This is a genomic window from Streptomyces sp. NPDC007929 (genome assembly GCF_042959065.1).
Classification (GTDB): Bacteria; Actinomycetota; Actinomycetes; order Streptomycetales; family Streptomycetaceae; genus Streptomyces.
The window spans coordinates 187,347-211,959 of record NZ_JBIBKD010000008.1; the positions used below are offsets into that span (position 1 = coordinate 187,347).

The 24,613-nt window shown below is 69.9% G+C and carries 23 protein-coding genes and 5 tRNA genes; 11 read left to right on the top strand and 17 right to left on the bottom strand.

All coding sequences use genetic code 11. The features are described from left to right. Positions 1–44: 44 nt before the first annotated feature. Positions 45–1,055 (bottom strand): NAD(P)H-dependent glycerol-3-phosphate dehydrogenase, encoded by a 1,011-nt coding sequence (locus ACFZDE_RS26930; RefSeq protein WP_031106935.1) that lies wholly within the window; start codon positions 1,053–1,055, stop codon positions 45–47. Continuing rightward, complete coding sequence (locus ACFZDE_RS26935) at positions 1,052–1,837, bottom strand: 1-acyl-sn-glycerol-3-phosphate acyltransferase (protein WP_391003973.1); 786 nt, start codon at positions 1,835–1,837, stop codon at positions 1,052–1,054. The genes ACFZDE_RS26930 and ACFZDE_RS26935 overlap by 4 nt, the downstream gene beginning before the upstream one ends. A gap of 158 nt (positions 1,838–1,995) precedes the next feature. Here ACFZDE_RS26935 and cofC point away from each other — a divergent pair, with 158 nt between their 5' ends. Both cofC and ACFZDE_RS26945 read left to right on the top strand, forming a co-directional pair. After that, complete coding sequence (gene cofC, locus ACFZDE_RS26940; protein ID WP_391204031.1) at positions 1,996–2,634, top strand: 2-phospho-L-lactate guanylyltransferase; 639 nt, start codon at positions 1,996–1,998, stop codon at positions 2,632–2,634. 9 nt (positions 2,635–2,643) lie between these two features. Continuing rightward, positions 2,644–2,847 carry a hypothetical protein gene (locus ACFZDE_RS26945; RefSeq protein WP_385658318.1) on the top strand — a complete coding sequence of 68 codons (204 nt, stop codon included), beginning with the start codon at positions 2,644–2,646 and terminating at the stop codon, positions 2,845–2,847. Between the two features lie 71 nt (positions 2,848–2,918). On the opposite strand, the gene ACFZDE_RS26950 is transcribed toward ACFZDE_RS26945, so the two are convergent. The 4 genes from ACFZDE_RS26950 to leuC all read right to left on the bottom strand — a co-directional run bounded on the left by ACFZDE_RS26950 (position 2,919) and on the right by leuC (position 6,231). Continuing rightward, positions 2,919–3,560, bottom strand: a complete 642-nt coding sequence (locus ACFZDE_RS26950) for an HU family DNA-binding protein (RefSeq protein WP_391003979.1) — start codon at positions 3,558–3,560, stop codon at positions 2,919–2,921. 136 nt (positions 3,561–3,696) lie between these two features. Further along, positions 3,697–3,927: a hypothetical protein gene (locus ACFZDE_RS26955; RefSeq protein ID WP_030851947.1), complete on the bottom strand. Its 231-nt coding sequence runs from the start codon at positions 3,925–3,927 to the stop codon at positions 3,697–3,699. Between the two features lie 276 nt (positions 3,928–4,203). Next, the gene (leuD, locus tag ACFZDE_RS26960; RefSeq protein ID WP_391204034.1) at positions 4,204–4,797 is read right to left on the bottom strand and encodes a 3-isopropylmalate dehydratase small subunit; all 594 of its coding nucleotides are present in this window, start codon (positions 4,795–4,797) and stop codon (positions 4,204–4,206) included. Positions 4,798–4,803: 6 nt separating this feature from the next. Then, positions 4,804–6,231, bottom strand: coding sequence for a 3-isopropylmalate dehydratase large subunit (gene leuC, locus ACFZDE_RS26965; RefSeq protein ID WP_391204037.1), 1,428 nt, complete (start codon positions 6,229–6,231; stop codon positions 4,804–4,806). Between the two features lie 195 nt (positions 6,232–6,426). On the opposite strand from leuC, the gene ndgR reads away from it, so the two are divergent. Next, on the top strand, positions 6,427–7,143 hold the full coding sequence (gene ndgR / locus ACFZDE_RS26970; protein WP_003993203.1) for an IclR family transcriptional regulator NdgR: 717 nt from the start codon (positions 6,427–6,429) through the stop codon (positions 7,141–7,143). A gap of 180 nt (positions 7,144–7,323) precedes the next feature. Here the strand turns inward: ndgR and ACFZDE_RS26975 are convergent. The 9 genes from ACFZDE_RS26975 to ACFZDE_RS27015 form a co-directional block, all read right to left on the bottom strand. Further along, a tRNA-Glu gene (locus ACFZDE_RS26975) sits at positions 7,324–7,396 on the bottom strand. A 45-nt stretch (positions 7,397–7,441) separates the two neighbouring features. Continuing rightward, positions 7,442–7,513 (bottom strand) — tRNA-Gln (locus ACFZDE_RS26980). Positions 7,514–7,533: 20 nt separating this feature from the next. Then, positions 7,534–7,606 (bottom strand) — tRNA-Glu (locus tag ACFZDE_RS26985). A 39-nt stretch (positions 7,607–7,645) separates the two neighbouring features. Beyond that, a tRNA-Glu gene (locus ACFZDE_RS26990) sits at positions 7,646–7,718 on the bottom strand. A 21-nt stretch (positions 7,719–7,739) separates the two neighbouring features. Next, positions 7,740–7,811: transfer RNA gene (locus tag ACFZDE_RS26995), tRNA-Gln, on the bottom strand. An 88-nt stretch (positions 7,812–7,899) separates the two neighbouring features. Next, entirely contained in the window at positions 7,900–8,631 is a 732-nt protein-coding gene (locus tag ACFZDE_RS27000; protein ID WP_391003986.1) for an HAD-IA family hydrolase, read from the bottom strand. A 95-nt stretch (positions 8,632–8,726) separates the two neighbouring features. Continuing rightward, entirely contained in the window at positions 8,727–10,211 is a 1,485-nt protein-coding gene (gene gltX / locus ACFZDE_RS27005) for a glutamate--tRNA ligase (protein WP_391204040.1), read from the bottom strand. Beyond that, positions 10,204–10,980 carry a fumarylacetoacetate hydrolase family protein gene (locus ACFZDE_RS27010; protein ID WP_031109874.1) on the bottom strand — a complete coding sequence of 259 codons (777 nt, stop codon included), beginning with the start codon at positions 10,978–10,980 and terminating at the stop codon, positions 10,204–10,206. Before ACFZDE_RS27010 ends, gltX begins: the two co-directional genes overlap by 8 nt. 172 nt (positions 10,981–11,152) lie before the next feature. Then, positions 11,153–11,344 (bottom strand): hypothetical protein, encoded by a 192-nt coding sequence (locus ACFZDE_RS27015; protein ID WP_350707784.1) that lies wholly within the window; start codon positions 11,342–11,344, stop codon positions 11,153–11,155. Positions 11,345–11,946: 602 nt separating this feature from the next. On the opposite strand from ACFZDE_RS27015, the gene ACFZDE_RS27020 reads away from it, so the two are divergent. The 8 genes from ACFZDE_RS27020 (at position 11,947) to ACFZDE_RS27055 (ending at position 22,576) form a co-directional block, all read left to right on the top strand. Beyond that, positions 11,947–15,732, top strand: coding sequence for a nitrate- and nitrite sensing domain-containing protein (locus tag ACFZDE_RS27020; protein WP_391204043.1), 3,786 nt, complete (start codon positions 11,947–11,949; stop codon positions 15,730–15,732). Between the two features lie 9 nt (positions 15,733–15,741). Then, positions 15,742–16,155, top strand: a complete 414-nt coding sequence (locus ACFZDE_RS27025) for a roadblock/LC7 domain-containing protein (protein WP_030231800.1) — start codon at positions 15,742–15,744, stop codon at positions 16,153–16,155. 110 nt (positions 16,156–16,265) lie between these two features. After that, the gene (locus tag ACFZDE_RS27030; protein ID WP_030851927.1) at positions 16,266–16,661 is read left to right on the top strand and encodes a DUF742 domain-containing protein; all 396 of its coding nucleotides are present in this window, start codon (positions 16,266–16,268) and stop codon (positions 16,659–16,661) included. Continuing rightward, positions 16,642–17,217 carry an ATP/GTP-binding protein gene (locus ACFZDE_RS27035; RefSeq protein ID WP_097220936.1) on the top strand — a complete coding sequence of 192 codons (576 nt, stop codon included), beginning with the start codon at positions 16,642–16,644 and terminating at the stop codon, positions 17,215–17,217. Before ACFZDE_RS27030 ends, ACFZDE_RS27035 begins: the two co-directional genes overlap by 20 nt. A gap of 376 nt (positions 17,218–17,593) precedes the next feature. Further along, complete coding sequence (locus ACFZDE_RS27040) at positions 17,594–20,917, top strand: nitrate- and nitrite sensing domain-containing protein (RefSeq protein ID WP_391204046.1); 3,324 nt, start codon at positions 17,594–17,596, stop codon at positions 20,915–20,917. Between the two features lie 10 nt (positions 20,918–20,927). Further along, positions 20,928–21,341: a roadblock/LC7 domain-containing protein gene (locus tag ACFZDE_RS27045; RefSeq protein ID WP_003993185.1), complete on the top strand. Its 414-nt coding sequence runs from the start codon at positions 20,928–20,930 to the stop codon at positions 21,339–21,341. 94 nt (positions 21,342–21,435) lie between these two features. Further along, the gene (locus tag ACFZDE_RS27050; RefSeq protein ID WP_350708489.1) at positions 21,436–22,014 is read left to right on the top strand and encodes a DUF742 domain-containing protein; all 579 of its coding nucleotides are present in this window, start codon (positions 21,436–21,438) and stop codon (positions 22,012–22,014) included. Beyond that, a complete protein-coding gene (locus tag ACFZDE_RS27055) occupies positions 21,995–22,576 on the top strand; it encodes an ATP/GTP-binding protein (RefSeq protein WP_014675207.1) in 582 nt (193 codons plus the stop codon). The genes ACFZDE_RS27050 and ACFZDE_RS27055 overlap by 20 nt, the downstream gene beginning before the upstream one ends. 177 nt (positions 22,577–22,753) lie before the next feature. Here the strand turns inward: ACFZDE_RS27055 and ACFZDE_RS27060 are convergent, their stop codons facing one another. Next, on the bottom strand, positions 22,754–22,948 hold the full coding sequence (locus tag ACFZDE_RS27060; protein WP_391003998.1) for an acyl-CoA carboxylase epsilon subunit: 195 nt from the start codon (positions 22,946–22,948) through the stop codon (positions 22,754–22,756). A gap of 35 nt (positions 22,949–22,983) precedes the next feature. Then, complete coding sequence (locus ACFZDE_RS27065) at positions 22,984–24,567, bottom strand: carboxyl transferase domain-containing protein (RefSeq protein ID WP_391204050.1); 1,584 nt, start codon at positions 24,565–24,567, stop codon at positions 22,984–22,986. Positions 24,568–24,613 lie beyond the last annotated feature (46 nt).

Below are 24,613 nucleotides of genomic sequence, written 5' to 3' on the forward strand. Positions count from 1 at the left end.
CCCGTTGGTAGGGCCCCGGGTAAGCGCCGCCGGCCTCGCGTCGCTCAGCGTCGTTCGGGCTTCGCGCTGCGCGACATCAGCTCCTTGAGCGCCACCACCGGGGGCTTGCCCTCGTGCACGATGCCGACGACGGTCTCCGTGATCGGCATGTCGACGCCGTGCCGGCGGGCCAGATCGAGCACCGACTCGCAGGACTTGACGCCCTCGGCGGTCTGCTTGGTGACCGCGATGGTCTCCTGGAGGGTCATGCCCTTGCCGAGGTTGGTGCCGAAGGTGTGGTTGCGCGACAGCGGCGAGGAGCAGGTGGCCACCAGGTCGCCGAGGCCCGCGAGTCCGGAGAAGGTCAGCGGGTCGGCGCCGAGGGCCATGCCGAGCCGGGTGGTCTCGGCGAGGCCGCGGGTGATGAGGGAGCCCTTGGCGTTGTCACCGAGGCCCATGCCGTCCGCGATGCCGACGGCGAGGCCGATGACGTTCTTCACGGCTCCGCCCAGTTCGCAACCCACCACGTCCGTATTGGTGTACGGGCGGAAGTACGGGGTGTGGCATGCGGCCTGGAGGCGCTGGGCGACGGCCTCGTCGGTACAGGCGACCACGGCCGCCGCGGGCATCCGCGCGGCGATCTCCCGGGCCAGGTTGGGCCCCGTCACCACGGCGATCCGGTCCGGGCCGACCTTGGCGACATCGTCGATGACCTCGCTCATCCGCATCGCGGAGCCGAGTTCGACGCCCTTCATCAGCGACACCAGGACCGTGTCGGGGGCCAGCAGGGGGCTCCACTCGGCGAGGTTGCCGCGCAGGGTCTGCGAGGGGACCGACAGGACGGTGAAGTCGGCGTCCGCGGCGGCCTCGGCGGGGTCGGTGGTGGCCCGGACGTTCTCCGGGAGCTCGACGCCCGGGAAGTAGTCGGGATTGGTCCGCGTGGAGTTGATCGCCTCCACGACCTCCGGGCGGCGCGCCCACAGGGTGACCTCGCACCCCGCGTCGGCGAGCACCATGCCGAAGGCCGTACCCCACGAACCGGCGCTCAGCACCGCCGCCTTGACCGGCTTGCTCACTTGCCCAGCCCCTCTTCCTGCACGGTCTGTCCGGACTTCTGGTGCGTCTGCGCCTGGGTGCGGCGCCGCTGCTCGATCCGCTCCCGGCGCGGGTCGTACGGCGTCTCCGGCGCCTTCTCTCCGCGGATCAGCTCCAGCTGCTCGGTGACGGCGGCCATGATGACCTCCGTGGCCTCCTTCAGCAGCTCCGCGGTCATCTCCCGGTCGTAGAAGCGCGCCAGGTCCACGGGCGGCCCGGCGAGCACGCGGTGCGTCTTGCGCGGCAGCAGATGCGGCTTCCTGGCGTACGGCGGCAGCAGTTCGTTGCAGCCCCACTGCGCGACGGGGATCACCGGGCACTTGGTCTGCAGGGCGACGCGGGCGGCCCCGGTCTTGCCGGTCATGGGCCAGCCGTCCGGGTCGCGGGTGAGGGTGCCCTCGGGATAGAAAGCGACGCATTCGCCCCGTTCCACGGCGTCGATCGCGGCCCGGAAGGCGCTCAGCGCGTCCGTGCTCTCGCGGTAGACGGGGATCTGCCCGGTGCCCCGCATCGCGGCTCCGACGAATCCCTTCTTGAAAAGTCCGCTCTTCGCGAGGAATCGCGGGACGCGCCCGGTGTTGTACTGAAAGTGCGCGTAAGCGAAGGGGTCGATGTGCGAATTGTGGTTGACCGCGGTGATAAAACCGCCCTCTGCCGGAATGTGCTCCATTCCACGCCAGTCCCGCCTGAGCAGAACCACCAGCGGCGGTTTGCAGATCACCGCGGCGAAGCGGTACCAGAAGCCGATTCTGCGGCGGGGCACGCGGACACCTTCCTCTAGGGCCTGAAGCCGGGGCCACGGGGGGCCGCACAAGTGTCGCCCCAGGCCGCCGGTCTGTCGAGAACACCGTACGCCCCGGCACGCCGCCCGCCCGAGGCCCCGGGTGACAATGACCGCGACAAGAGGAGGACGGAACACCCGTGCAGTGGACCCTGGTCGTACCCCTGAAGCCCCTGGCCCGGGCCAAGAGCAGGCTCGCGGACACCGCGGACGACGGGCTGCGGCCGGACTTGGCGCTGGCCTTCGCCCAGGACACGGTGGCGGCCGCGCTGGCCTGCCCGGCGGTGGGGGATGTGGCAGTCGTCACGGACGACGCCCGGGCGGGCCGGGCGCTGGCCGCGCTGGGTGCCGCGATCGTCGCCGACGAGCCGGGCGGCGGTCTCAACGCCGCCCTCGCACACGCGACGCGGGCCGTCCGGTCCACGCGCCCGGCCCGGGCGGTTGCCGCGCTCAACGCCGATCTGCCCGCCCTGCGCCCCGCGGAATTGTCCCGGGTACTCGATACCGCCGCCGAATTCCCGCGCGCTTTTCTCCCGGACGCCGCCACTATCGGAACGACCCTGCTGGCCGCCGCCCCGGGCCGCGAATTGCGCCCGGCCTTCGGTACGGATTCCCGCGCCCGGCACCGCGCCTCGGGGGCGGTGGAACTGCCGCTGACCGCGGTGGATTCGGTTCGCCAGGACGTGGACACCGGCGATGACCTGCGCAGCGCGCTGGCCCTGGGGGTCGGCCCTCATACGGCCGCGGCCGCCGCGCGGTTGCTGATTCCCGGGCAGTAGGCTGCGGCCATGCAGGCGACCGCGTACACATACGACCCCGAGAGCCGCAGCGGGCAGGTGCTTCTGGACGACGGCACCCCGGTGCCCTTCGACGCGGCCGCGTTCGACGCGGGGGGCCTCAGGCTGCTGCGCCCGGGCCAGCGGGTCCGCATCGAGGTGGAGGGCGCCCGGGACGCGCCGCGGATCACCCTGGTGACCCTGCAGACCCTCTGATCACACGCTGAACACGCCGCGGGCCGGACTCCCTGTGGAGTCCGGCCCGGCGCGTGAGTTCCCCAGCGCCCTTACTTCTTGCGGGCGGTGGTCTTCTTGGCGGTGGTCTTGCGCGCCGTCGACTTCTTGGCGGGCGCCTTCTTGGCCGTGGCCTTCTTCGCCGGGGCCTTCTTCGCGGTGGTCTTCTTCGCGGCCGCGGTCTTGGACGCCGTCGTGGTCTTCTTGGCGGGCGTCTTCTTCGCCGTGGTCTTCTTCGCGGCGGCGGTCTTGGTGGTGGCCTTCTTCGCCGTCGTCTTCTTGGCGGTGGTCTTCTTCGCGGCGGCCGACTTCGTGGTCGCCTTCTTCGCGGCGGCCTTCTTGACCGTCGCGCCGGCACCGCCGGTCAGGCTGCCCTTGGGCGCCTTCTTGACGGAGACCTCGCCGCCACGCGGGAGCTTCTTCGAGCCGCTGACCAGGTCCTTGAAGCCCTGACCGGCGCGGAAGCGCGGAACGGAGGTCTTCTTGACCCGAACCCGCTCGCCCGTCTGGGGGTTACGGGCGTACCGGGCCGGGCGGTCGACCTTCTCGAACGAACCGAAGCCGGTGACCGAGACCCGCTCACCCGAGACGACCGCGCGGACGATGGCGTCCAGTACATGGTCGACAGCGTCGGCCGCCTGCTGGCGGCCGCCCATCTTGTCGGCAATCGCTTCTACGAGCTGCGCCTTGTTCACGTCTTCCCCTTCGGAGACATCGCCAGAACGAAAGTGTTCAAGCTTTTTCGCACGTTAGGCAGATATATACCGCAAATCAAACACGAAACGGGCTTATCACCCTTGTGCCGCAACGAACTCGACGGTGCCGAAGGGTTCAGCGTTCCTCGTCGGGGAGACGTCCCTCGTCGAGGTCCGCGGTGAACCGCTCCAGCCGTCTTGCCGCGTCGGCGAGATCGTGCTTGGCCGCGGCCGTAATGACCAGCAGCTTCCGGGTCAGCGCCATCCGTACGCCCTCCGGGACTTGCAGTGCGCGCACTCTTGTGTGCGCTTCCTTGAGTTGGTCCGCGACTGCCGCATAGAGCTCGAGTTGGCCGTCGTGTTCCATGCACAGATTGTGCCATCTGGGGCGAGTTGTCGCCTGCGCAGGGGACAACTGCCGCCTCCGACGGCTTTCCCGGCACACGTGGAAGTCACGGCTGTACCCCTCGCGTACCCCGGCAACCACCTGCTTAACGTGGGAAGTTGGCAGTCGAACAACGGGTGGGCAGGGCCGTTCGGGTGCAGACACGGCTGTACCCCCGATCGGGCTGATCGGGGGTACAGAGGGGGTGTTGCGGTGGCCGAAAGTCGCCTTGTTCTCAGGCGGCCCGGCGTGCCCGGGTCAGACCGGGAGCGTCCGGGGCTTGAACGCGGGGCGCTTCGCCTCGTAGGCGGCGATGTCCGCCTCGCTCTGCAGGGTGATCGAGATGTCGTCGAGGCCGTTCAGCAGCCGCCAGCGGGAGTTCTCGTCCAGCTCGAAGGCGGCGGTGATGCCCTCGGCGCGCACCTCGCGGCTCTCCAGGTCGACGGTGATCTCGGCCTGCGGGTCCTTCTCGGTGAGCTCCCACAGCGCGTCCACGGTCTCCTGCTCCAGAACGACCGTGAGCAGGCCGTTCTTGAGCGAGTTGCCGCGGAAGATGTCGGCGAAGCGGGAGGAGATCACGGCCTTGAAGCCGTAGTTCTGCAGGGCCCAGACGGCGTGCTCACGGGAGGAGCCGGTGCCGAAGTCGGGGCCGGCGACCAGGACGGTCGCGCCCTTGCGCTCGGGCTGGTTGAGCACGAACGAGGCGTCCTTGCGCCAGGCCTCGAACAGCCCGTCCTCGAACCCGTCGCGCGTGACCTTCTTGAGCCAGTGGGCGGGGATGATCTGGTCGGTGTCGACGTTGCTGCGGCGCAGCGGGACGGCCCGGCCGGTGTGGGTGGTGAAGGCTTCCATGACTGTTCAGACTCCAGCGGGCGTGGGGGCGTCGGCGGACAGGTCGGCCGGGGAGGCCAGGTGGCCGAGGACGGCGGTGGCGGCCGCGACCTGCGGCGACACCAGGTGGGTACGGCCGCCCTTGCCCTGCCGCCCCTCGAAGTTGCGGTTGGAGGTGGACGCGGAGCGCTCACCGGGGGCCAGCTGGTCGGGGTTCATGCCCAGACACATCGAGCAGCCCGCGTGCCGCCACTCGGCGCCGGCCTCCTTGAAGACGACGTCCAGACCCTCGGAGACGGCCTGCAGACCGACCCGCGCGGAGCCCGGGACGACCAGCATCCGTACGCCGTCGGCGACTTTGCGGCCCTTGACGAGCTCGGCGGCGGCGCGCAGGTCCTCGATGCGGCCGTTGGTGCACGAGCCTACGAAGACGGTGTCCACCTTGATGGAGCGCAGCGGCTGCCCGGCCTCCAACCCCATGTACTCCAGGGCCTTTTCGGCGGCGAAGCGCTCCGAAGCGTCTTCGTACGAAGCGGGGTCGGGGACGGACGCCGAAAGCGGTGCGCCCTGGCCTGGGTTGGTGCCCCAGGTGACGAACGGCGACAGCTCGGCGGCGTCGATGACGACCTCGGCGTCGAACTCGGCGTCGTCGTCCGTCCTGAGCGTCTTCCAGTACGCGACGGCGGCGTCCCACTCCTCGCCCTCGGGGGCGTGCGGGCGGCCCTTGAGGTACGCGAACGTGGTCTCGTCCGGGGCGATCATGCCCGCGCGGGCGCCGGCCTCGATCGACATGTTGCAGATGGTCATGCGGGCTTCCATCGAGAGCTTCTCGATGGCCTCGCCGCGGTACTCCAGGACGTAGCCCTGGCCGCCGCCCGTGCCGATCTTGGCGATGATCGCCAGGATCAGGTCCTTGGCGGTGACGCCCTCGGGCAGTTCGCCGTCGACCGTGATCGCCATGGTCTTGGGGCGGGACATCGGCAGCGTCTGGGTGGCCAGCACGTGCTCCACCTGGGAGGTGCCGATGCCGAACGCCAGCGCGCCGAAGGCGCCGTGCGTGGAGGTGTGCGAGTCGCCGCAGACGACGGTGGTGCCGGGCTGGGTCAGGCCCAGCTGCGGGCCCACGACGTGGACGACACCCTGCTCGACGTCGCCCAGCGGATGCAGGCGCACGCCGAAGTCGGCGGCGTTCTTGCGCAGCGTTTCGAGCTGGACCCGGGAGACCGGGTCGGCGATCGGCTTGTCGATGTCGAGGGTCGGGGTGTTGTGGTCCTCGGTGGCGATGGTGAGGTCCAGGCGCCGCACGGTGCGGCCGCTCTTGCGGAGGCCGTCGAAGGCCTGCGGGCTGGTCACCTCGTGCAGCAGGTGCAGATCGATGAAGAGAAGGTCGGGCTCGCCCTCCGCGCGCCGGACGACATGGTCGTCCCAGACTTTCTCCGCGAGTGTCCTACCCATCGCTGTTCCCTCCGGCCGACGACGATCCGCCGACCCAACTAGAGATCTTGAGGAGGCGGTGCCCGTACCCCTGATGCCGGGCACGCACCACCAGGCCCTTATGTCACGGGCCGTTGTGACTTCGTGATTCCAGGGTGGCGCGTTCCACGGAAATTTGAACTTGCGTTTCACAGAGTGAGACGCAAGTATCGTTTCATGGACAACAGTAGCGGCGTCGGCGTTCTGGACAAGGCGGCCCTCGTCCTGAGCGCTCTGGAGTCCGGTCCGGCCACCCTCGCGGGTCTGGTCGGTGCCACCGGACTGGCACGACCCACGGCCCACCGCCTGGCCGTGGCCCTTGAACACCACCGCATGGTGGCGCGCGACATGCAGGGCCGTTTCATTCTCGGCCCTCGCCTGGCAGAGCTTGCCGCGGCCGCGGGTGAGGACCGTCTCCTCGCCACCGCCGGCCCGGTGCTCACACATCTTCGTGACATCACGGGCGAGAGCGCGCAGCTCTATCGCCGCCAGGGCGACATGCGCATCTGCGTCGCCGCGGCGGAGCGTCTGTCCGGACTGCGGGACACCGTCCCGGTCGGTTCGACGCTCACGATGAAGGCCGGCTCCTCGGCGCAGATCCTGATGGCCTGGGAGGAGCCGGAACGGCTGCACCGCGGCTTGCAGGGGGCGCGCTTCACGGCGACGGCGCTGTCGGGTGTGCGACGGCGGGGCTGGGCGCAGTCGATCGGTGAGCGGGAGCCGGGCGTCGCGTCCGTGTCCGCTCCGGTGCGGGGGCCGTCGAACCGGGTGGTCGCCGCGGTGTCCGTGTCCGGGCCGATCGAGCGGCTGACGCGGCACCCGGGGCGGATGCACGCGCAGGCTGTGATCGACGCCGCGGGGCGCCTCTCCGAGGCCTTGCGGCGCACCGGCTGAAACGACAGAGCGTTTCGGGAGAGGTCGGCCTCAACGCCGCGGCAGACCTTTCCCGACCACGCTCCATGGCACGGACGGTTTGATCGTCGCGTGCGGGCCGGTGGTGGTTGCTCGCGCGGTTCCCCGCGCCCCCAAAAAGCCAAGAAGGCCCTCCATCGAAATGGAGGGCCTTCCCTGTTGTACCCCCGACCGGATTCGAACCGGCGCTACCGCCTTGAGAGGGCGGCGTGCTAGGCCGCTACACAACGGGGGCGTGGATCCTGCAAGCGTTTGGTACTGCACCGCCGCAGGTTCCGAGCTGGTCTACCTGGACTCGAACCAAGACTAACTGAACCAGAATCAGTCGTGCTGCCAATTACACCATAGACCAATGTGGTTTAGACCAGTCAGTACCCCCGACCGGATTCGAACCGGCGCTACCGCCTTGAGAGGGCAGCGTGCTAGGCCGCTACACAACGGGGGCCCTAGCAGTCCCGAGATGATCACCGATCTCTCGGAACAGTACCCCCGACCGGATTCGAACCGGCGCTACTGCCTTGAGAGGGCAGCGTGCTAGGCCGCTACACAACGGGGGCGATGCAGATGAGCTCTGCGAGCTGGCCTACCTGGACTCGAACCAAGACTAACTGAACCAGAATCAGTCGTGCTGCCAATTACACCATAGGCCACTGGAACGCAAGCCCCGTAGGGTTTGTGTCCTAGCTGTGCGCCTAAGGTTCCGGCCTCTCGGCCCGCTCCCGCGGCGCAGGAAGAACATTACCCGAAGGTGGACGGGGCTCCAAAACGAGTATCCGAGCCGAGCAGGGACGGCAGTTCGGCGAGCGAGGCGATGCGGTGCGGCCCGACCGGCGGGTCGATCGTGGCGTACAGACCGCCGCGGTCGATCCACACCGACAGCAGTCCGGCGTCGGCTGCGCCCCGCCCGTCGATCTCCGGGTGGTCACCGACGTAGGCGACCTGGTGCGGTGGGAGTCCGAGGAAGTCGCAGGCCGCGAGGAACGCGCCGGCCTCGGGCTTGGAGATGCCGAGCTCGGCCGCGCACAGGATGGTCTCGAAACGGTCGTGGACGCCGAGGGCGCGCAGCTTGTGGTCCTGGACGTGGAGGCTGGAGTTGGACAGCACCGCGTGCCGGTGGCTGGCGGAGAGGGCGTCGAGGACGGGCAGGACGTCCGGGAAGAGGGCCCAGACCGCCTCGTAGTGCGTGACGTACCGCTGGAACCAGGCGTCGGCCTCGGCGTCGGTGAGGTCCCGGCCCAGGAACACCCGCACGCGGTCGCGCCGCTGCTCCTCGAAGGTGGCCTGTCCGGCCGAGAAGCGGGCCCAGTGCAGGTGGGTGATCTCCCGCCAGTGCTCGATGGCCCGCTCGACGCTGTCGTAGCGCTCCAGCAGGCCCTCGGCCGCCAGGTGGGCGCTCATGCCGAGGCGGTCGGCGGTGGTGTAGTCGAAGAGGGTGTCGTCGACGTCCCAGACCACGGCGCGGATGCTCATGCTCCGACCGTACCCACGGCGGTGCGTTCTCAGCCCGGACGTGGCGAGGGCGGCGTCCGAAGCGGACGCCGCCCTCGCGGTGTGGTGCCGTGCGGCTACGCGGTGAGCTTGGCCAGCGCCGCGTCGATCCGGGTCAGGGTGGTCTCCTTGCCCAGGACCTCAAGGGACTCGAAGAGCGGCAGGCCGACCGTGCGGCCGGTGACGGCGACGCGGACGGGGGCCTGGGCCTTGCCGAGCTTGAGGCCGTGGGCCTCACCGGCGGCCAGGACGGCCTCCTTGAGCGACTCGGCGGAGGTCCAGTCGGCGGCCTCCAGCTTCTCGCGCGCGGTCCGGAGCAGGGCGTCGGAGCCTTCCTTCATGGCCTTGGTCCAGGACGCCTCGTCGAAGACCGGCTCCGCCAGGAACAGGAAGTCGACGTTGTCGGTGATCTCGGAGAGGACCTTGAGGCGGGTCTGCGCGTGCGGCGCGATGGCCTGCCACTTCGCCTCGTCGAAGGCCTCGGGGGCCCAGGGGGCGAACGGCGCCTGGAGCCACGGGCGGCAGCGCTCGGTGAAGTCCTTCACGTCCAGCAGGCGGATGTGGTCGCCGTTGATGGCCTCGCACTTCTTCAGGTCGAAGCGGGCCGGGTTGGGCTGCACGTCGGAGATCTCGAAGGCCGCGATCATCTCGGCGATCGAGAAGACGTCCTGGTCGGCCGAGAGGGACCAGCCGAGCAGCGAGAGGTAGTTGAGCAGCCCCTCGGGGAGGAAGCCGCGCTCCCGGTAGAGGTTGAGGGAGGACTGCGGGTCGCGCTTGGAGAGCTTCTTGTTGCCCTCGCCCATCACGTACGGCAGGTGGCCGAAGGACGGGATCTCCTTGGCGACACCCAGCTCGATCAGCGCCTTGTACAGGGCGATCTGGCGCGGGGTGGAGGAGAGCAGGTCCTCGCCGCGCAGGACGTGGGTGATCTCCATCAGAGCGTCGTCGACCGGGTTGACCAGCGTGTACAGCGGGGCGCCGTTGGCGCGGACGATGCCGTAGTCCGGCACGTTCTCCGGGGTGAAGGTCAGCTCGCCGCGGACCAGGTCGGTGAAGGTGATCGTCTCGTCGGGCATCCGGAAGCGGACGATCGGCTCGCGGCCCTGGGCCTGGTACTCCTCGACCTGGGCGGCGGTCAGCTCACGGCAGTGACCGTCGTAGCCGGAGGGCTTGCCGGCGGCGCGGGCGGCCTCGCGGCGGGTGTCCAGCTCCTCCTGGGAGCAGTAGCAGCGGTAGGCGTGACCGGCGTCGAGCAGCTTGGCCGCGACGTCCTTGTAGAGGTCCATGCGCTGCGACTGGCGGTAGGGCGCGTGCGGGCCGCCGACCTCGGGGCCCTCGTCCCAGTCGAAGCCCAGCCAGCGCATCGAGTCGAGCAGCTGGGTGTACGACTCCTCGGAGTCGCGGGCCGCGTCGGTGTCCTCGATGCGAAAGACCAGGGTGCCGCCGTGGTGCTTGGCGAACGCCCAGTTGAACAGGGCGGTGCGGACCAGGCCCACGTGGGGGTTACCGGTGGGCGACGGGCAGAAACGGACGCGTACAGGAGAGCCGGGTGCGCTAGCCACGCTTGACAACCTTGTTGGTGAGAGTGCCGATGCCTTCGATGGTGACGGCGACCTCGTCGCCGACGTTCAGGGGGCCGACCCCAGCCGGGGTGCCCGTGAGGATCACGTCGCCGGGGAGCAGCGTCATGGCCTCGGAGATGTTGACGATCAGGTCCTCGACGGAGTGGATCATCTCGCTGGTCCGGCCCAGCTGCCGTTGCTGGCCGTTGACCGTGAGCTGGATGGTGAGGTCGCTCGCGTCGAGGTCCGTCTCCACCCAGGGGCCGAGCGGGCAGGAGCTGTCGAAGCCCTTGGCCCGGGCCCACTGCTTCTCGCGCCGCTGCACGTCGCGGGCGGTGATGTCGTTGGCGCAGGTGTAGCCGAAGATCACGTCCTTGACGCGCTCGCGCGGGACCTCGCGGCACATCCGGCCGATCACCACGGCCAGCTCGGCCTCGTGGTGCACCTCCTCGGAGAAGGAGGGGTACTGGATCTCGTCGCCGGGGCCGATCACCGAGGTGGACGGCTTGAAGAAGGCGAAGGGGGCGTCGGGGACCTCGTTGCCCAGCTCCTTCGCGTGCTCGGCGTAGTTGCGGCCGAAGGCGACGACCTTGTTGGGGAGCACCGGCGGCAGCAGCCTGACCTTGCTCACCGGCACCTTGGTCCCGGAGAGCTCGAAGTCCGCGAACGGGATGCCCTTGATGATGTCCAGGACGAGTTCGTCCTGCTTGTCGCCCTCGATGGCGCCGAAGGCGACGTTCCCGTCGATGGAGAACCTGGCGATGCGCACGGGATGCTTGGCCCCTTGACTGAGCGGCTGGAGTCTGACGGTCCAGGCTAACGCGGGGAGGTCTCCCCGCCCCGCGCATTATGAAGGGGCGCCCCGTCGCGGGGGGCGCCCCTGGAAAATCCGTCTGCCGACCCCCTGAGCATCCGGCGGCCGGCGTGCGTACTAGCTGGTGTCACTCCGCGGCCGCGGCGGCCGCGACGGGGATCTCCATGAGGACGGTGCGCTTGGGGTTTGCGGTCTGGGCCGGCAGGTCGACGGGGTGCTCCGGCTGCTCCGGCGTCCGCAGTTCGTCGGCGTCCTCCAGGTGTGCCAGCGTCGTGCGTCGCGGGTTGGCGATCTTGTGGAACATCGTCGTCGTCTTCACTGTTTACTTGACCCTGTCCTGTGACGGGCGCCGGGCGAGGTGTGAACCCCCGTACGGGCGCGGGTTGTCGGTTGTGCCTTCGATGTAAAGCGTCAGGCTAAACATCCGATTCCCCGGCCCGTTCGCGCAGGGGCCCTGATCGGTGTGTGAGTTTCCTCACGAATCAGAGGGCGAATCGGTCATTCCGGACCCGCACCCCACCGCAACGAAACGGACATTGGCTGACTGAAGCCATCATTCCGCTCCTGATCATGGCGACTGGGACACCTGGCACGGCTTGTCGACTCGCGGGATTACGCCCGAAATAGGCGAACTCGCTTTCTACGACAGGTGATCCGGCGCTCACGCGGTGTCACCTACATCACGGCTCGGCCTACGGGCCTTGTTGGAGATCCTGTGCTGTGCTGGAATCTCACGGACCGCCGCTGGATCGAGCCGGCGCACAGGGGGCGCACAGACGCGCCGAGCGGCGGTGAGTAAGGGGGAGCCAGCGCCGGTCACTCCGACCACCACGGGGCCGTTTTTCAGGGCGTCCCCAGAACGCCGACACCGTGCCCCGCCGTTCAGGCGACGGGGTGCCTGGTTCAGAGGTTGCGACGCTAGTGCAGGGACGTTTCAAGAGGGATGGCAGCGCTTCGGCGGAGCCGGAGCCGCACGGCGGGACTGGCCCCATGAATGGCGGCTCCTCGCCCCAGCACGCCCAGAACCAGGGCCCTGCCGGTGACGGTGGAGAGCGCTCCGGACCGGCCGCGTCCGGCTCCACGAGCCCGGCCAAGGGGCTGAAGCCCCCGGCGGGCCCGGTGGGACCCGGTCCGCGAATAGCCCTGCGGAACTGGCGTATCTCCACCCGCCTGGTGTCGCTGCTCGCGCTCCCGGTGGTCGCCGCCACGTCGCTGGGCGCGCTGCGCATCAACGACTCCATGGACAACATCCAGCAGCTCGACAACATGAAGCTGCTGACGGACCTGACCAAGCAGGCCACCGAGCTGTCGGCCGCGCTCCAGGAAGAGCGTGACCAGTCGGCCGGCCCGCTCGCGCACGGCGGCAAGGCCACGGACTTCACGGTCAAGGGACTTCGCGAGAAGACCGACCGGGCGCGGAAGAACTTCCTCGACAGTTCCGAGGAGATCGACAGCACCAGCAAGGAGGGCAACCTCAAGGGCGTCCGCGAGTACCTCGTCCAGCTCGCCGGCGAGCTGGGCGACCTGGAGCAGATCCGCAAGGGCGCCTACGCCACCGAGGACAACTCCACGCAGACGATCGAGGCGTACCACCGTCTGATCGAGAACCTGATCGACCTCTCCCAGGACATGGCCGAGGCGACCAGCAACCCGGACATGATCCAGCGCACGCGTGCGCTCGCGGCGTTCTCCTCCGCCAAGGAGTACTCCTCGATCCAGCGCGCGGCCCTGGCCGCGGCCCTGCCCGCGAGCAACACCACGACCGGCAAGCTGTCGCCCAACGACCGGCTCTACGCCGAGTCCGCCCTGGAGAGCCAGAACTCCGAGCTCCGCAGCTTCAAGAGCATCTACGGCGAGGACTCCGCCGCCGAGCTGCTCAAGCCGATCGAGGACGGCGGCAACTCCACGATCAAGGCGACCGACACCTACGCCGGTCGCGCCCTGGTCTCCGCGAGCGGTCTCGCCCAGCAGGACAAGCGGTCCTACCGCGACTGGCTGGACGACAGCTCCACCAAGATCCAGCAGATGAAGAACATCGAGCACACCCTGCTCGAGGAGATGGAGCAGAAGGCCCGCGAGCTGCGCAGCGCCACCGAGCGCGACGCGATCATCTCCGGTGCCCTGATCCTCATCGTGCTCGGTGTGTCGCTGGTCGGCGCCTTCGTCGTGGCGCGGTCCATGATCCGCTCGCTGCGCCGCCTGGAGGACACCGCGACCAAGGTCGCCTCCGACCGACTGCCCGAGCTGGTCAAGCAGCTGTCCGAGTCCGACCCGCAGGACGTCGACACGTCCGTGGAGTCGGTCGGTGTGCACTCCCGGGACGAGATCGGCCGCGTGGCCGCGGCCTTCGACGACGTGCACCGCGAGGCGGTCCGCCTCGCCGCCGAGCAGGCCCTGCTGCGGGGCAACGTCAACGCGATGTTCACCAACCTCTCGCGCCGCTCCCAGGGTCTGATCCAGCGCCAGCTGTCGCTGATCTCCGAGCTGGAGTCCCGCGAGGCCGACCCGGACCAGCTGTCCTCGCTGTTCAAGCTCGACCACCTCGCCACCCGCATGCGCCGTAACGGTGAGAACCTCCTCGTTCTCGCCGGTGAAGAGCCCGGCCGCCGCTGGACCCGTCCGGTGCCGCTGGTCGACGTGCTGCGCGCCGCCGCGTCCGAGGTGGAGCAGTACGAGCGGATCGAGCTGGCCTCGGTGCCGACCACCGAAGTGGCCGGCCGCGTGGTCAACGACCTCGTGCACCTGCTCGCCGAGCTGCTGGAGAACGCGACGTCGTTCTCCTCGCCGCAGACCAAGGTCAAGGTCACCGGTCACGCGCTGCCCGACGGCCGGGTGCTGATCGAGATCCACGACACCGGTATCGGCCTGTCGCCGGAGGACCTGGCGGCGATCAACGAGCGGCTCGCCTCTCCCCCGACGGTGGACGTCTCCGTCTCCCGCCGCATGGGTCTGTTCGTGGTCGGCCGGCTGTCCCAGCGGCACGGCATCCGCATCCAGCTGCGCCCGTCCGACTCCGGTGGTACGACCGCGCTGGTCATGCTGCCCGTCGATGTCGCCCAGGGCGGCCGCAAGCCCCAGCCCAAGCAGCCGGGTCAGCCGCCGGTCGGTGGCGGCGGTCCCGCCGCCGCGCAGGCCGCCGCCGGTGCGGCCGCCGCCCGGCGTGCCGCCGGGGCCGGCCAGGGCGCAGGTGCCCTCGGGGCCGGCGCGTCCGGCGGTGCCTTCGGTGGCGGTGCTCTCGGAGCGGGTGCGTCCGGCGGTGGCCGGCTCGGTCCGGGCCAGAGCCCGCGGGCCGCGCTGCCCGGGCGGGACGGGGACGGTGGTCGTCCGGGAGCGCCGGGCGGTGCGCGTGGACCGCAGGGTTCCGGCCCGTCGATGTTCGAGCAGGGTGGCTCCGCGCAGGGCCGTCCGGCCCAGGGCGGTGCCGGTGCGTTCGGTCAGCAGCCGGGTCAGCAGGCTCCGGGCGCCCCGCAGGGTCTCCAGGCCGCGGGCACCAACGGGCCGCAGGGCCAGGACGCCTTCGGCGGTGGGCGCGGCCGCAAGAAGCAGGGCGGCAACGCCGAGCAGGGCAAGGGCCGCAGGCCGCAGCTGCCGCCGCGCGGTGGCCCGCGGGCCGAGCTGCCCGGCGGTGAGTCCCAGCAGCGCGTGCCGAGCTGGAGCGACGAGAACGCCCAGCCGCCGGTTCCGCGCGCCTCGCTGGACGCCCCGCGCGGCCACGAGGAGCCGGACGTCTCGCGCACCTCGTCCCTCCCGCGCGTCGACGACCGGCAGGGCCCGGGCGCGACGGCCGAGATGCCGGCCGTGCCGCGCGACAACGACCGGCAGGGCCTCGGCTCGCCGGCCGACTTCGGCGCCGCTCAGCAGGCGGACCCGTTCGGCCCTGGTGCGAACGCTCCGCAGGGCCAGGGCCAGTTCGTCCGGCCGGACGTTTTCGGCACCCCGGGCGGCCGTCCGGACCCGTCGTCCACGTCGGGCCAGTACCCGGCCCCGCAGTCCTACGACAACGGCTCGACGGGCCAGTACCCGGCGCCCCGCCAGGACAACGGCTCGACCGGCCAGTACCCCGCGCCCCGTCAGGACAACGGCTCCGGGCGGCCCACGCTGCCCGGTCCGGCCACGTCGGCCGACCCGGCGGGCACGGGGCAGTTCGAGCGGCCGCAGCCGAACGGCGGCCGGGGCCCGGCCGACTTCGGTGCTCCGCGTCCGCCCGCCCCGCAGACCCGCCCGGTCCGGCAGGAGCCCGAGGCCCTGCCGCCGGCGTCCGGTCCCGGCGACGGTCGTACGCCGCTGTACGACACGCTGGAGACCAACTGGTTCCACGGCCAGCAGGAGCAGCAGCAGCCGCAGAACAACGGCTCCGCTCCGGCCGCCCCGCAGCAGCCGCAGGGACCCACCGGTCCGCAGCGGTCCGCACCCGCCGGCTGGCGTACCTCGCCGAACGACGACCTCGTCCGCCAGGCCGAGCGAGTCCGCCAGCCCGCCGCGGGTGGTGTCACCACCTCCGGCCTGCCGCGCCGGGTGCCCCGGGCCAACCTCGTCCCGGGCACGGCTCAGCAGCAAACCCACCAGAGCGGTCCGCAGATCTCGCGTGCGCCCGATGACGTGCGCGGCCGGCTGACCAATCTCCGTCGGGGAATCGCACAGGGTCGTCAGGCCGGGTCCACCCAGACCGGCAGCCACCCACGGCCCACTCACCAGCAGGAGCGTTAGTTGAGTCCGATGAGCCAGGCGGCACAGAATCTCAACTGGTTGATCACCAACTTCGTGGACAACACCCCCGGGGTGTCCCACACCGTCGTCGTGTCCGCCGACGGTCTCCTCCTGGCGCTGTCCGAGGGCTTCCCGCGCGACCGCGCCGACCAGCTCGCGGCCGTCGCCTCGGGCCTGACGTCGCTGACGGCGGGCGCCTCCCGGATCTTCGAGGGCGGTGACGTGGCGCAGACGGTCGTGGAGATGGAGCGGGGGTTCCTCTTCCTGATGTCCGTCTCGGACGGCTCGTCCCTGGCCGTACTCGCCCACCCCGAGTGCGACATCGGCCTCGTCGGCTACGAGATGGCGCTCCTGGTCGACCGCGCGGGCGCGGTTCTCACCCCCGACCTGCGAGCTGAGCTCCAAGGCAGTCTGCTTCACTGATCGGCACCGGCACCACCCGTCTCACCACATCACCGTCCGGCCGCCACACACCCCACACAGGCCCCGTCAGACGGCTTGCTGACCGACTTGCTGTCCCGCCCGGAGGACCCATGACCCCGCCCACCGCCTCTCATGATCCGTACGCGGAGCCGTACGAGGACGAGGGCGACCAGCCGCTGGTAAGGCCGTACGCCATGACCGGTGGCCGGACCCGGCCGCGCTACCAGCTGGCCATCGAGGCACTGATCAGCACGACCGCGGACCCCGCCGCGCTGATGGGGCTCCTCCCGGAGCACCAGCGGATCTGCCACCTGTGCCGTGAGGTGAAGTCGGTGGCCGAGGTCTCGGCGCTGCTCAACATGCCGCTGGGGGTGGCCCGGATCCTGGTCGCGGACCTCGCCGAGGCCGGTCTCGTCGCGATCCACCAGCCGGGCGGCGACGACGCCACCGGCGCACCGGACGTGACACTGCTCGAAAGGGTGCTCAGTGGACTTCGCAAGCTCTGACGCGGGTCGATCGACCACCTCCGCGAAGATAGTGGTGGCGGGCGGCTTCGGCGTGGGCAAGACCACGTTCGTGGGTGCCGTCTCGGAGATCAACCCGCTGCGCACCGAGGCCGTGATGACGTCCGCTTCGGCCGGCATCGACGACCTCACCCACACCGGGGACAAGACCACCACCACGGTGGCCATGGACTTCGGCCGTATCACCCTGGACCAGGACCTGATCCTGTACCTCTTCGGTACACCGGGTCAGGACCGCTTCTGGTTCATGTGGGACGACCTGGTGCGCGGCGCCATCGGCGCGGTGGTGCTCGTGGACACCCGCCGCCTGGCCGACTGCTTCCCGGCCGTCGACTACTTCGAGAACAGCGGTCTGCCGTTCGTCGTCGCCCTGAACGGCTTCGACGGGCAGCAGCCCTACCAGCCCGAAGAGGTGCGCGAGGCGCTGCAGATCGGACCGGACACCCCGATCATCACGACGGACGCCCGGCATCGCTCCGATGCGAAGAGTGCCCTGATCACGCTGGTCGAGCACGCTCTGATGGCACGGCTGAGGTAGCACTCAAATCAGAATCGCCATACGGCAGTTGTCGTAGATGCACCGGAGCCGGCTGTGTCCTTTGACACGGTCGGCCAAGGTGTTCATAACGTTTCGGCAGAGGAATCGGGTGGTACGGCCACTCGTCGCGCACATCCGGTCTCGCTGCGCGCACAATCGCCCCGCCTTTTGGCGGGGCTCGCTCTTTATGACCGTTTTATCTGGGGCTTACATCACGCCGATTCCCCGCCTCGGACTGTTTGGAAGAGCGCAGGTCGTCGTGCTGGAATGCCTGAACTGCCCAATAGTCAATGACGTACTCCTCCGTCGACGGCGACTTGGGCGCTGAACACTGCGGCACAACGTTGGTGCCGACCGCCGAGAGGTTGTTGGTCGAGTGAGGCGAAGCAAGAACAGTCCCGAGCCGTCGGCCCGGGGCAACTTCACCCCGCCGCCGCGCACAGCGGCGCCCGCCCCCGTGCCCGGTTCGGAACCGACGGCAGCGCCCGCCGAGAGCGGCGGCCGTCTCTCCCCGCGGAACTGGCGCGTGGCGACCAGGCTGAACGCGATCCTGCTCATACCCGTGGTGGTCGGCCTCGTCATGGGCGGCTTCCAGGTGAAGAGCTCGATCGACACCTGGCAGGAGGCCGAGGACGCGGAGAACACCGCGCGCCTGGTGCGGGCCGCGCTGGCCTACGGCAACGAACTCCTCGTCGAGCGCGACGTCACGGCCGCGCCCCTGCTCCAGGGCAAGGGCGCGAAGGACCCGACGGTCGTGAAGGCCCGCGCGAACACCGACAAGGCGGCCGACGCCTTCGACGAAGCCGTCAAGAACATGCCCGACCGGCCCAACCTGGAGCGGCGCCTGGAGCGCTTCCGCGAGGTGGAGCCGAAGCTGGTGCAGCTGCGTGCCGCCGCCTACACCTCCCAGCTCAAGGGCGTACAGACGGAAGAGGGGTATGTCGAGACCGAGCACCGGCTCCTGGAGTTCGCCAACGAGCTCGGCCTGGGCACCGGCAACATCACCAGCTACGGCCGTACCGTCTACGCCATCTCGCTGACCAAGGGAGCCCTCTCCCTCCAGCGCTCCATCGGCATGCACATGCTGATCAAGCCGGGTCCGGACGGCGGCAACCTCGCCAGCCAGCGCATCGCCCTTTCCTCGTACGCGTACCTGGAGCGCATCGCCATCCAGGAGTACCAGAGCGGCGGCACCGAAGAGGACAACGCCAAGCTGACGGCGGCCGAGAAGCAGATCAAGACCGAGGGCGCGACCATGGCCGCGGAGGCCAAGGCCAAGGACCCGGACTACGTCCCGCCGCCCTCCAACCCCACCACGATGATCGCCAGGCTCGCCGCGCTGCCGTCCACGGACCCCAGCGAGCGCGCCGACCTCGCCCAGGCGGGCATCACCGCGCAGAACTGGTGGGCGGTCAACACGCTGAAGTTCAACGCGTACAACAAGATCGAGACCGAACTGGCCGACACCGCGGTGAACGAGGCCTCGGACATCGCCGACGACGCCCAGCGCGACGCCTACATCACCGGTGCCGCCGTCGTGGTCGCCCTGCTCCTGGCCTTCATCCTGGCCGGCGCGGTCGCCCGCCAGATGAGCCGCTCGATGCGCCAGCTGCGCAACGCCGCCTTCGGCATCGCCGAGCAGCGGCTGCCGATGCTGGTCGACCAGCTCTCCCGCACCGACCCCGGCCGCGTCGACACCCGTGTCCAGGCCATCCCGATCTCCACCACCGACGAGATCGGCGAGGTCGCCCGCGCCTTCGACCAGGTCCACCGCGAGGCTGTCCGGCTCGCCGCCGAGCAGGCCCTGCTGCGGGGCAACATCAACGCGATCTTCACCAACCTCTCGCGCCGCAACCAGTCCCTGATCGAGGGCCAGCTGACCCTGATCACCGACCTGGAGAACAACGAGGCCGACCCGGACCAGCTGGAGAACCTCTTCAAGCTGGACCACCTCGCGACCCGTATGCGCCGCAACGGCGAGAACCTCCTGGTCCTCGCCGGCGAGGAGCCCGGCCGCCGCTGGGACCAGCCGGTCCCGCTGGTCGACGTGCTGCGCGCCGCCTCCTCCGAGGTGGAGCAGTACGAGCGCATCGAGCTGTCCGGCGTGCCGGAGGCCGAGATCCACGGCCGGGCCGTGACCGACCTCGTGCACCTGCTCGCCGAGCTCCTGGAGAACGCCACCACGTTCTCCTCCCCGCAGACCAAGGTCCGCGTCACCGCCACCCGTCTGCCCGACGGCCGCGTGATGATCGAGATCCACGACAAGGGCATCGGCCTGACCGCCGAGGACTTCGCGGACATCAACCACAAGCTGGCCAACCCGCCCACGGTGGACGCCGCGATCTCGCAGCGCATGGGTCTGTTCGTCGTCGGCCGGCTGTCCGACCGGCACGGCATCCGGGTCCAGCTGCGCCCCTCGGGCGAGCAGGCCGGCACCACCTCGCTGGTCATGCTGCCGGACGCGATCACCCACGGTGGTGGTGGCGAGCAGCACGTGGACCGCGACGAGTTCACCGTCTCGCAGATCATCCCGGAGCAGAACTTCGGCGGCGGCGGCGAGAACTTCAACCAGCAGCCCATGCGCACGGCCGCGGAGCTCGGCTTCGACGACAGCCGCTACTCCGACGTCCCCGACGACATACGGGAGCTGGACCCCGTCGGCCGCTCCCTGATGCGCGAGGAGCGCCGGGCGGCCCTGGAGTCCCAGTCGCCCGAGCACCCCGCGCTGCCCGGCCAGAGCGGACAGCAGCCCGACCAGGCGGCCGGGTACCGCGAGGAGTACGACGGGCAGCAGGGCTACGACACCGGCCAGGCCTACGACACCGGGCAGAACGGCTACCCCGAGCAGCAGCCGTCCGCGTACGACTCTCAGGCGCCGTACGAGCAGCAGCAGCCGTCGTACGACGAGCAGCGGCACATGTCGTACGAGGAACCGCAGCGCCCTGCGTACGACGAGCAGTACTACGCGCCGAACAACGGTCTGCCGCAGAACGACACCTTCTCGCCGAACGGCGGCTACCCGGAGCCCTCCTATGCGGAGCCGGCCCAGGAGGAGCCCGCGGCTGCGAACTCGGGCGGACCGGGTGGTTTCTCCGCCTTCGAGCAGCGGCGTCACCAGGATGACTGGCCGCAGCAGGAGGGTTACCAGAACGGCTACCCGAGCCAGTACCCTGCTCAGGCCCTGGAAACGGAATCTGCGCAGGCCGCTGACGCGAGTGAGCAGGACCGCGTAGGCTTCGACCGTCCGGGACCGACCCAGTCCGCCGCCCCGTCGCTCACCGACGCCGGGCTTCCCCGCCGCGGAGCCACCGCGAGCGGTGCGAACGGCTCGGGCGGCGCGCGGCACACGAGCCAGGAGCCTGCGGCCTCCAGCGCTCAGAGCAACGGCGACGGCGACTGGCGCTCGGCCAACGACGAGCGGTGGCAGCAGGCCTCGCAGCTCCGGAAGCCGAAGGCGGGCGGGGTCACCTCCTCCGGCCTGCCGAGGCGGGTACCCAAGGCCAACCTGATCGAGGGTGCCGCCGAAAGCACCCCCCAGGGAGGCCCCCAGGTCTCCCGTGCTCCGGAGGACGTCCGGGGCAGGCTGAGCAACCTGCGTCGGGGCGTCCAGCGCGGACGCAGCGCAGGCAGTGAAACGAACGGCCAGGCCACTAGGAATCAGCACAGTGGTCCTGACAGCACCTACAACCAGGAGCGTTAGTGTGAGCCCGATGAGCCAGGCGGCACAGAACCTGAACTGGTTGATCACCAACTTCGTGGACAACACCCCGGGGGTGTCCCACACGGTGGTGGTCTCCGCCGACGGACTCCTTCTGGCGATGTCCGAAGGGTTCCCCCGCGACCGTGCCGACCAGCTCGCGGCCGTCGCCTCCGGTCTGACGTCCCTGACGGCAGGCGCCTCCCGGATCTTCGAGGGAGGCGCGGTGAACCAGACGGTTGTGGAGATGGAGCGGGGATTCCTCTTCATCATGTCCGTATCCGACGGCTCGTCCCTCGCCGTCCTCGCACATCCGGAGGCGGACATCGGCCTCATCGGGTACGAGATGGCGCTGCTGGTCGACCGAGCCGGTACGGTCCTGACACCGGACCTTCGTGCGGAGCTCCAGGGGAGCCTGCTCAACTAACAGACGGACGGTGCGTTTTGGCGTCCCGTGGCCGTAAGGTTTCGGGACGCGGCTCCACAGCGATGGGTGCCAGGCACAGTCGGAGGAGGAGAAAGTGGCAACACCCCCAGGCGGTTCGCCTTCGGGCAACTGGTCGTACGGCCCTGCCCAGGGCCAGGGCGACGGTGGTCAGAACCCGAACCGTTACAACTTCCCCTCCGCACCGAGCCACCGGCAGCCGTACGCGCCTCAGGGCCCCGGCCCCTCGCCGTACGACCAGCCACCGGCCCCGCGCATCCAGCCCGTGCAGCCGCAACGCCGCACCCCCGAGCCGTCGCCCGCCGGGGGATCGAACAACCCGCTGGTGCGTCCGTACGCCATGACCGGCGGCCGGACCCGCCCGCGCTACCAGCTCGCCATCGAGGCGCTGGTGCACACCACTGCGCAGCCGCACCAGATGCAGGGCCAATTGCCCGAGCATCAGCGGATCTGCAACCTCTGCCGGGAAATCAAGTCGGTCGCCGAGATCTCGGCGCTCCTCACGATCCCTCTCGGCGTGGCCAGGATCCTCGTCGCCGACTTGGCGGAGGCGGGACTGGTCGCCATCCATCAGCCCGGCGGCGACGAGAACGCCGGCGGCCAGCCAGACGTGACACTGCTCGAAAGGGTGCTCAGTGGACTTCGCAAGCTCTAGCGGAGGGCCTTCCCGCTCCACCACGTCCGCGAAGATCGTGGTGGCGGGCGGCTTCGGCGTGGGCAAGACCACGTTCGTGGGTGCCGTCTCGGAGATCAACCCGCTGCGCACCGAGGCCGTGATGACGTCCGCTTCGGCCGGCATCGACGACCTCACCCACACCGGGGACAAGACCACCACCACGGTGGCCATGGACTTCGGCCGTATCACCCTGGACCAGGACCTGATCCTGTACCTCTTCGGTACACCCGGACAGGACCGCTTCTGGTTCATGTGGGACGACCTGGTACGCGGCGCCATCGGCGCGATCGTGCTGGTCGACACGCGGAGGCTCGCCGACTGCTTCCCCGCCGTCGACTACTTCGAGAACAGCGGTCTGCCGTTCGTGATCGCGCTGAACGGCTTCGACGGGCAGCAGCCGTACACGCCGGACGAGGTGCGGGAGGCTCTCCAGATCGGTCCTGACACGCCGATCATCACGACGGACGCGCGGCACCGTGCGGATGCGAAGTCGGCGCTGATCACGCTGGTTGAGCACGCGCTGATGGCTCGCCTGCGGTAGTTCTCCGTTGCTGTGGGACAGCCCCTGGCGGCCTTCGGGCTGCCGGGGGCTGTCGTGTGCCGAGTGCGGGTGGTGTGTGCTTGTCGCGCCCACGCGGCGGAGCCGCACATCGATTCAGCCCCGCGCCCCCCAACGAAGAAGGCCCCTCCAAGAGGGGCCTTCTTCGTGCTACTGGGGTCAGCGCCAGCTGTGCGGGGCCCTGAAGCCCGGCTCGCGTTCCAGGCGGCGCCAGCCTGCCTTGATGCGGCCGCGGTGGACCGGGGCCGGGTCCGTGGGGCGGGCGGCGGCGCGGGCCAGGAGGATGGCCGTGATCGCGGCGACCTCCTCGGGCTCGGCGTGGCCCTTCTCGACGCGGATGTCAGCAGATTCCATGGGTGTCAGTCTCCGTGAGGAAGATGTCCGCAGGGTTACTGCGGCGGGTTGCCGTGCTTGCGGGACGGCAGGTCCGCGTGCTTGGTCTGGAGCATGGCGAGGGACTTGATCAGCACCTCGCGGGTCTCGGCGGGGTCGATGACGTCGTCGACCAGGCCGCGCTCGGCCGCGTAGTAGGGGTGCATCAGCTCGGACTTGTACTCCTTGACCATGCGGGCCCGCATGGCCTCGGGGTCCTCGGCCTCGGCGATCTGACGGCGGAAGATGACGTTGGCCGCGCCCTCCGCGCCCATGACCGCGATCTCGTTGGTCGGCCAGGCGTAGGTGAGGTCCGCACCGATGGACTGGCTGTCCATGACGATGTAGGCACCTCCGTAGGCCTTGCGCAGGATCAGGGAGATCCTCGGCACGGTCGCGTTGCAGTAGGCGTAGAGGAGCTTCGCGCCGTGGCGGATGATGCCACCGTGCTCCTGGTCGACGCCCGGGAGGAAGCCGGGCACGTCCAGAAGAGTGATGATCGGGATGTTGAACGCGTCGCACATCTGTACGAAGCGGGCCGCCTTCTCGGAGGCCTCGATGTCCAGCACACCCGCCAGGGCCTGCGGCTGGTTCGCCACGATGCCGACGACCTGGCCGTCCATCCGGCCCAGCGCGCAGATGATGTTGCGGGCCCAGCGCTCGTGGACCTCCAGGTAGTCGCCGTCGTCGACGATCTCCTCGATGACCTTGGCCATGTCGTACGGCCGGTTGCCGTCCGCCGGGACCAGGTCCAGCAGGACGTCCGACCGGCGGTCGGCGGCGTCCGAGGACTCGTGGCGGGGCGGGTTCTCGCGGTTGTTCTGCGGGAGCATCGACAGGAGGTAGCGGACCTCGGCGATGCAGGTCTCTTCGTCGTCGTAGGCGAAGTGGCAGACACCGGACGTCTCGGCGTGGACGTCGGCGCCGCCCAGACCGTTCTGGGTGATCTCCTCGCCGGTGACCGCCTTGACGACGTCGGGGCCGGTGATGAACATCTGCGAGGTCTCGCGGACCATGAAGACGAAGTCGGTGAGGGCGGGGCTGTAGGCCGCGCCGCCGGCGCACGGGCCGAGCATCACCGAGATCTGCGGGATCACGCCCGAGGCCTTGGTGTTGCGCTGGAAGATGCCGCCGTACCCGGCGAGCGCCGAGACGCCCTCCTGGATACGGGCGCCGGCGCCGTCGTTCAGCGACACCAGCGGGGCACCGGCCGCGATGGCCATGTCCATGATCTTGTGGATCTTGGTGGCGTGGGCCTCGCCCAGGGCGCCGCCGAAGATGCGGAAGTCGTGGGCGTAGACGAAGACCGTGCGGCCCTCCACCGTGCCCCAGCCGGTGATCACACCGTCGGTGTACGGCTTCTTGGCCTCCAGGCCGAAGCCCGTGGCCCGGTGCCGGCGCAGCTGCTCGACCTCCCGGAAGGAGTCCGGGTCGAGGAGGAGTTCGATGCGCTCCCGCGCGGTCAGCTTGCCCTTGGCGTGCTGCGCGCTGGTCGCCTTCTCGCTCGGTCCGGCCACCGCCTGCGCACGGATCTCGTGCAGTTCGGCCACGCGTCCACGCGCGTCGGTCGGCTCACCCGGCGCCTCATCCAAAACGGTCATGTAGTGACCTTACGAAGCCGACCGAGGAATGCGGGCCGTCGACTCC

Coding starts and splice junctions, on each gene's coding strand:
- ACFZDE_RS27030 (WP_030851927.1), top strand. CDS start 16,266: ATGACCCCGCCCACCGCCTCTCATGATCCGTACGCGGAGCCGTACGAG.
- leuD (WP_391204034.1), bottom strand. CDS start 4,797: ATGGAAGCCTTCACCACCCACACCGGCCGGGCCGTCCCGCTGCGCCGC.
- ACFZDE_RS27000 (WP_391003986.1), bottom strand. CDS start 8,631: ATGAGCATCCGCGCCGTGGTCTGGGACGTCGACGACACCCTCTTCGAC.
- ACFZDE_RS27045 (WP_003993185.1), top strand. CDS start 20,928: ATGAGCCAGGCGGCACAGAACCTGAACTGGTTGATCACCAACTTCGTG.
- ndgR (WP_003993203.1), top strand. CDS start 6,427: ATGGACAACAGTAGCGGCGTCGGCGTTCTGGACAAGGCGGCCCTCGTC.
- ACFZDE_RS26945 (WP_385658318.1), top strand. CDS start 2,644: ATGCAGGCGACCGCGTACACATACGACCCCGAGAGCCGCAGCGGGCAG.
- ACFZDE_RS27060 (WP_391003998.1), bottom strand. CDS start 22,948: ATGGAATCTGCTGACATCCGCGTCGAGAAGGGCCACGCCGAGCCCGAG.
- ACFZDE_RS27065 (WP_391204050.1), bottom strand. CDS start 24,567: ATGACCGTTTTGGATGAGGCGCCGGGTGAGCCGACCGACGCGCGTGGA.
- leuC (WP_391204037.1), bottom strand. CDS start 6,231: ATGGGTAGGACACTCGCGGAGAAAGTCTGGGACGACCATGTCGTCCGG.
- ACFZDE_RS27025 (WP_030231800.1), top strand. CDS start 15,742: ATGAGCCAGGCGGCACAGAATCTCAACTGGTTGATCACCAACTTCGTG.
- ACFZDE_RS26955 (WP_030851947.1), bottom strand. CDS start 3,927: ATGGAACACGACGGCCAACTCGAGCTCTATGCGGCAGTCGCGGACCAA.